This is a genomic window from Jatrophihabitans sp. (assembly GCF_035474675.1).
Lineage (GTDB): Bacteria > Actinomycetota > Actinomycetes > Mycobacteriales > Jatrophihabitantaceae > Jatrophihabitans_A.
On sequence record NZ_DATINC010000163.1, the window covers coordinates 1 to 6,089 of the forward strand.

A 6,089-nucleotide genomic window follows, 5' to 3' on the forward strand; every position below is an offset into this window, starting at 1 on the left:
CCAGGGCTACCAGGGCGCGTCGGGCGGCGCATCGGGCGGCGCGGACTTCGGCCGGCCGACCAACCCGGCGCACCGAGCTCGCTAGGGGCCGACCGCCCCCGCCCTCGCTCCCCGTACCGCCCCACGACAGGATGTTCCCCATGGAGACGGCTGAGATCCGCCGTCGGTGGTTGCGGTTCTTCGGCGACAACGGTCACACCGTCGTGCCGAGCGCCCCGCTCCCGTTCGACGACCCCAACCTGCTGTTCGTCGCGGCCGGCATGGTGCCGTTCGTGCCCTACTTCATCGGCCAGGAGTCGGCGCCGTACAAGCGCGCCACCAGCGTGCAGAAGTGCGTGCGCACCCTCGACATTGAGGAGGTGGGCAAGACCACCCGGCACGGCACGTTCTTCCAGATGAACGGCAACTTCAGCTTCGGCGACTACTTCAAGGAAGAGGCGATCCGGCTGGCCTGGCAGCTGTCCACCGGGCCGCGGTCCGAGGGCGGCTACGGCCTGGACGGCGACCGGATCTGGGCCACCGTCTACCTCGACGACGACGAGGCGATCGACATCTGGCGCCGGGTGATCGGCCTGCCGGCCGACCGCATCGTGCGGCGCGGCATGGCCGACAACTTCTGGTCGATGACGGTGCCCGGCCCGTGCGGGCCGTGCAGCGAGCTGTACTACGACCGCGGCCCGGCCTACGGCACCGAGGGCGGCCCCGCGGTCGACGAGGACCGCTACATGGAGTTCTGGAACCTGGTGTTCATGCAGAACGAGCGCGGCGCGGGCCCGGCCAAGGAGGGCTACCCGATCCTGGGTGAGCTGCCCCGCAAGAACATCGACACCGGCATGGGCCTGGAGCGGATGGCCACCCTGCTGCAGGGCGTGGACAACCTCTACGAGATCGACGAGACCCGCCCGGTGCTGGACCGGGCGGCCGAGCTCGCCGGCAAGCGCTACGGCGGCGAGTCCGGACCGTCGGCGGCCGAGGCGGCGCCGGACGACGTCCGGTTGCGGGTGATCGCCGACCACGTGCGCACCGGCCTGATGCTGGTCGCCGACGGGGTGACGCCGAGCAACGAGGGACGCGGCTATGTGCTGCGCCGGATCCTGCGCCGGGCGGTGCGCTCGGCCCGGATGCTGGGCGGGGAGTTCACCGACGGCGCGGTGCTGCCGCAGCTGCTGCCGGTGTCGCGGGACGCGATGGCGCCGAGCTACCCGGAGCTGGCCACCGACTACGACCGGATCGCGATGATCGCCTACGGCGAGGAGGACGCCTTCCGCCGGACGTTGGCCTCGGGCACCACCATCCTCGACGTCGCGGTGAGCGAGGCCCGGCAGGCCAACCGGCCGGCGCTGTCCGGCGAGCGCGCCTTCACCCTGCACGACACCTACGGCTTCCCGATCGACCTGACCATCGAGATGGCGGCCGAGGCGGGGCTGTCGGTAGACCAGGACGAGTTCCGCCGGCTGATGTCCGAACAGCGCCAGCGCGCCAAGGACGACGCCCGGTCGAAGAAGTCCGGCGTCTCCAGCACCGCCGCCTACCGGGCGCTGCGCGAGCACGGGCCGACCATCTTCACCGGCTACGAGACGCTGGAGACCGAGAGCCGGGTGCGGGGCATCGTCCGCAAGGACGAGCTGGTCGAGGCGGTCGGTCCGGGCGAGACGGTCGAGGTGGTGCTGGATGCCACCTCGTTCTACGCCGAGTCCGGCGGGCAGATCGCCGACGAGGGCGTCATCATCGTGCCGGGATCGGGCTCGGAGGCCCGGCTGCGGGTGCTCGACGTGCAGCGCCCGATCAAGGGACTGATCGTGCACCGGGTGCACGTCGAGTCCGGCGAGCTGCGCACCGGCGCCGAGGCGGTCGCCCAGGTCGATCCGGAGTGGCGGCTGTCGGCCCGGCAGGCCCACTCGGGAACCCACGTGGTGCACGCGGCGTTGCGCGAGGTGCTCGGCCCGTCGGCGCTGCAGAGCGGCTCGTACAACAAGCCGGGCTACCTGCGGCTGGACTTCGCCTGGTCGCGCGGCCTGGACGAGCGGACCCGCACCGACATCGAGGAGACCGCGAACCGCGCGCTGCGCCGCGACCTGCCGGTGGCGGTGCGCTACATGCCGCTGGCCCAGGCCCGCGAGGAGGGCGCGCTGGCGCTGTTCGGCGAGACCTACGACGCCGAGGTCCGGGTGGTCGAGATCGGCGGGCCGTGGTCACGCGAGCTGTGCGGTGGCACGCACGTCTCGCACTCCTCCCAGATCGGCGCGCTGGCGATCACCGGCGAGTCCTCGGTGGGCGCCGGCGTGCGCCGGATCGAGGCCTTCGTCGGGTTGGACGCGATCAAGTACCTGGCCAATGAGCGGGCCCTGGTGGCCGCGCTCGCCGACCTGGTCAAGGTGCCGCCGGCCGAGCTGCCGGACCGGATCGAGTCGATGATCATCCGGCTGCGCAACGCCGAACGCGAACTGGACCGGCTGCGGGCCGCCGAGGTGCTGCAGCAGGCCGAGCCGCTGGCGCAGCGCGCGGTCGAGGTCGCCGGCGTGCAACTGCTGACCGAGCTGGTGCCGGCCGGGGTGTCGGCAGGCGACCTGCGCACCCTGGCGGTCAACGTCCGGGACCGGCTGGACCCGACCCGGCCGGCAGCGGTGCTGCTGGCCTCGGCGGCCGAGGACCGGCTGTCCTTCGTGGCGACCGTGAACAAGGCCGGGGTGGCGGCCGGCCGGTCGGCCGGCGACCTGGTGAAGGTGCTGGCCCAGGCGCTCGGGGCCCGCGGCGGCGGCAAGGCCGACCTGGCGCAGGGTGCCGGCGGCAAGCCCGGCGACGCGCAGGCCGGTTTCGAGGCGGTACGCACCTCGCTGCTCAGCCCCGCGTCCTGAACCTGCGGGAACCGGCCGGCCCCGAGCACTCGCCGGGGCCGGCCGGTGGCACCGCCAGGCTTTACGGGTGCGTGCAGTTGATCGAGGTGCCCTTGCTCGCGGTCGCGCCGGCGCTGTCGGTCACGTACACGGTGAAGATGCGGACCGTGCCCCACGCGCAGTTGCCGGTGATGGTCTGCGTGCTGGCCCAGTACTGGTCACCGCAGCACCAGGTGAAGACCGTCCACCGGTAGCTGTAGCTGCCGGTGCCGCCCGATGCGTTGGCCGTGCAGGAGAAAGTGCCGTAGTGGGTCGGGTCGGGAGCGTAGTAGCCGGTGATCGCGCAGGGCGCGGAGTTGACGGTGAGCGCCGTGGCGTGCGCGGGTGGGGCCAGGGTCATGGTGACCGCGAACGCGACTACGGCGAGCAGGCGAGCAATCATGGGGGCTCCTTCGAGGGGGCGTCTGCAGCGCAGACGGGGCGGCGAATCTACCCGCAGCAACGACACACCGTCTAGAGCGGACTCCGCCGCCGCACCGCGACCGAAGCGGTCAGGGCCGCAGCACCGCGACCGGACGCGGTCAGGGCCGCTCGCCGGCCAGCCGGTCCAGGTAACGCTGCGCCGAGCGCCGGATCGCCGCGGCGCCGTCGCGCACCACCACCCGGCCCCACCAGCCGCCGTAGACCCGGTCGAAGGCGAACGGCGAGATCCGCTCCACGATCTGGCCAATGGTGGCCGGGTCCAGCGGGATCAGGTTCGGATAGCTCCACATGAAGCTGACCCACTCCCGGTCCTGCACCACGGTGACGGTGTCGCCGGTCAGCAGCGCGCCGCGGCCCTCGGCACCGACCGGCCAGTGCAGCACCGCCGCGCCGTCGAAGTGGCCGCCGATCCGGGCCACCGTCAGGCCCGGCACCGGCTCCACCCGGTCCTGCCAGAGCCGCACCCGGCCGGACGGGCGCTGGATCCACTGCCGGTCCGCCTCCGGGATCAGGATCTCGGCGTCGAAGGCGTCGGCCCACTCCACGCAGGCCGCGTAGAAGTGCGGGTGGGACAGGCAGATCGCGGAGATGCCGCCGCGCCGGCTCACCTCGGCGTGCGCGGCCTCGTCGAGCAGCGAGACGCAGTCCCACAGCACGTTGCCCTGCTCGGTGCTGACCAGCAGCGCGCGCTGGCCGATCGCGAACGCCGGCCGGGTGCCGATGCCGAGCAGGCCCGGCTCCTCCTCGCGCAGCTCGCTGGCGCGCTCGGCGCCGATCTCGGCCATGGTGGTCCAGCGCTGGCCCTCCCAGCCGACGTACTGCCGTTCGTCGGTGCAGATGGCGCAGCTGGGCGGTGGCTCGTCGGTGTCGGCCTGCTGCACTCCGCAGGTCGTGCAGATCCAGGCCGGCATGCCTCGATTCTGGCACGGCCGCGTCAACCGCTACGTTCGTAATCATGCACTGCCGACTGACTTCCCCGCGCCGAGCGGCGGCCCATGCCTGAGGGCCACACCCTGCACCGGCTGGCCCGCGAGCAGCACAGGCTCTTCGGCGGCCGGCCGGTCCGGGCCAGCAGCCCGCAGGGCAGGTTCGCCGAGGGCGCCGGCGCGATCGACGGCCGGGTGTTGCGCCGGGTGGAGGCCAACGGCAAGCACCTGCTGCAGTACTACCAGCACGGCCCGGTGCTGCACGTCCACCTCGGCCTGTACGGCAGCTTCACCACCGGCTCCGGCCTGCCGCCCGAGCCCAAGGGCGCGCTGCGGCTGCGACTGGTCGGCCAGGACGCCTGGACGGACCTGCGCGGCGCCACCATCTGCGAGCTGCTCGAACGCGACCAGGTCGCCGCCTTGTTCGCCCGGCTCGGGCCCGACCCGCTGCGCCGCGATGCCGACCCGATGCTGGCCTACCGGCGGATCAGCCGGAGCCAGACGGTGATCGCCGCGCTGCTGATGGACCAGCAGGTGGTGGCCGGAATAGGCAATGTCTACCGGGCCGAACTGCTGTACCGGCACGCGCTGGACCCGTACCTGCCCGGCCGGGCGCTCAGCCTGCCGGTCTGGCTTGCGATGTGGGCCGATCTGGTGGCGCTGATGCGGCACGGAGTCCGGGTCGGCCGGATCGAGACGCTGCGCCCGGCCGACCGGCCGCGCAAGCGCGGTCGGCTGGCCCGCGACGAGGCGGGCTACGTCTACCGCCGCGCCGGTCTGCCGTGCCGGGTCTGCGGCACCGAGGTGCGCACCGCGGAGCTGGTCGGGCGCAACCTGTACTGGTGCCCGTTCTGCCAGCCACCGGGCTCGGCCGGCAGGCAGGAGCCGGCCGGCGCCGAGGTCCTCACCGGCTGACCAACTAATCCTGCCCGGTGTTTTACGGGGGTAGTAGGTAACACAACTTGTGGTATAGACGGCGGAATGGTGATTAAGTCGCTCGTCGGGTTGTTCCGTGCTTTGATATTTCAAGCACGTCTTATGAGGCGCATGAATGAAGAGGCTACTTCGACGACGCAGCACCTAGGCTTTGCGCCTCTTTCTGGGGATGCAGTCTGCTTCACCTAACGGAGGGATAGCAATGGCAAAGAACGGCAAGCGGCTTGGATTCTTGCCTGGTTGGCGAATCTTCACCTACGTGATCCTGCTATTCAACCTTCTTATGTTGATCTGGGTCATCGCAGCCGTCGCCAGCTCATCTGGGACTCCAAGTGACTGTGGCTCCTTAGACGCCGCAACGTGTAACGACGCTGAAAGCGTGGGTACGGGGATAGGTATCGCGCTTCTGGTTATCTTCTGGGCGCTCATAGATGTAATCCTCGGTGTCTTGTGGCTTGTCACTAACCGCAAGAAGACCCGGTCGTGCCCGGTATGCGGCCAAGACGTGAAGAAGGGCGTGCTGCAGTGCAAGAGTTGCGGATACGACTTTCGTTCACAACTGCAGCCCCAGCCTGCAATGCCTGGCTACCCTCCTCAGTCTGGAACTCACGATCCAACACAGCCGAGCCAGTAAGTTAACTCCTCCACCGAGGGGTCGTGTTTGCCACAGCAAACATCATCGACGTCCGCGCCCGTTATATAGCCGGTGGTGTACAGCGGTCGGGTCATCTACCCGTTAGGCAGTGTGATCGGGTTAATCGGCTGATCTGCGCCGGGCCTCGGCGTCCGCCAGCGCCCCGATCAGCCGCGGCCGCAGCTCGTGCGCGGAGATCACCGCGTCCACCGAGCCGACCTCGACGGCCCGCTGGATCGAGTGGATGGCGTCGAACTCGGCCGCCACCTCGGCCAG

General features: G+C 70.7%; 4 protein-coding genes. 2 read left to right on the forward strand and 2 right to left on the reverse strand.

Going from position 1 to position 6,089, the window contains the following annotated elements:
- Positions 1–140: 140 nt before the first annotated feature.
- Entirely contained in the window at positions 141–2,855 is a 2,715-nt protein-coding gene (gene alaS / locus VLJ82_RS19365; protein WP_408665004.1) for an alanine--tRNA ligase, read from the forward strand.
- A gap of 61 nt (positions 2,856–2,916) precedes the next feature.
- Here the strand turns inward: alaS and VLJ82_RS19370 are convergent, their stop codons facing one another.
- On the reverse strand, positions 2,917–3,276 hold the full coding sequence (locus VLJ82_RS19370; RefSeq protein WP_408665005.1) for a hypothetical protein: 360 nt from the start codon (positions 3,274–3,276) through the stop codon (positions 2,917–2,919).
- Positions 3,277–3,415: 139 nt separating this feature from the next.
- Positions 3,416–4,228, reverse strand: a complete 813-nt coding sequence (locus VLJ82_RS19375) for an MBL fold metallo-hydrolase (RefSeq protein ID WP_408665006.1) — start codon at positions 4,226–4,228, stop codon at positions 3,416–3,418.
- A gap of 84 nt (positions 4,229–4,312) precedes the next feature.
- Here VLJ82_RS19375 and VLJ82_RS19380 point away from each other — a divergent pair, with 84 nt between their 5' ends.
- The gene (locus VLJ82_RS19380) at positions 4,313–5,158 is read left to right on the forward strand and encodes an Fpg/Nei family DNA glycosylase (protein WP_408665007.1); all 846 of its coding nucleotides are present in this window, start codon (positions 4,313–4,315) and stop codon (positions 5,156–5,158) included.
- Positions 5,159–6,089 lie beyond the last annotated feature (931 nt).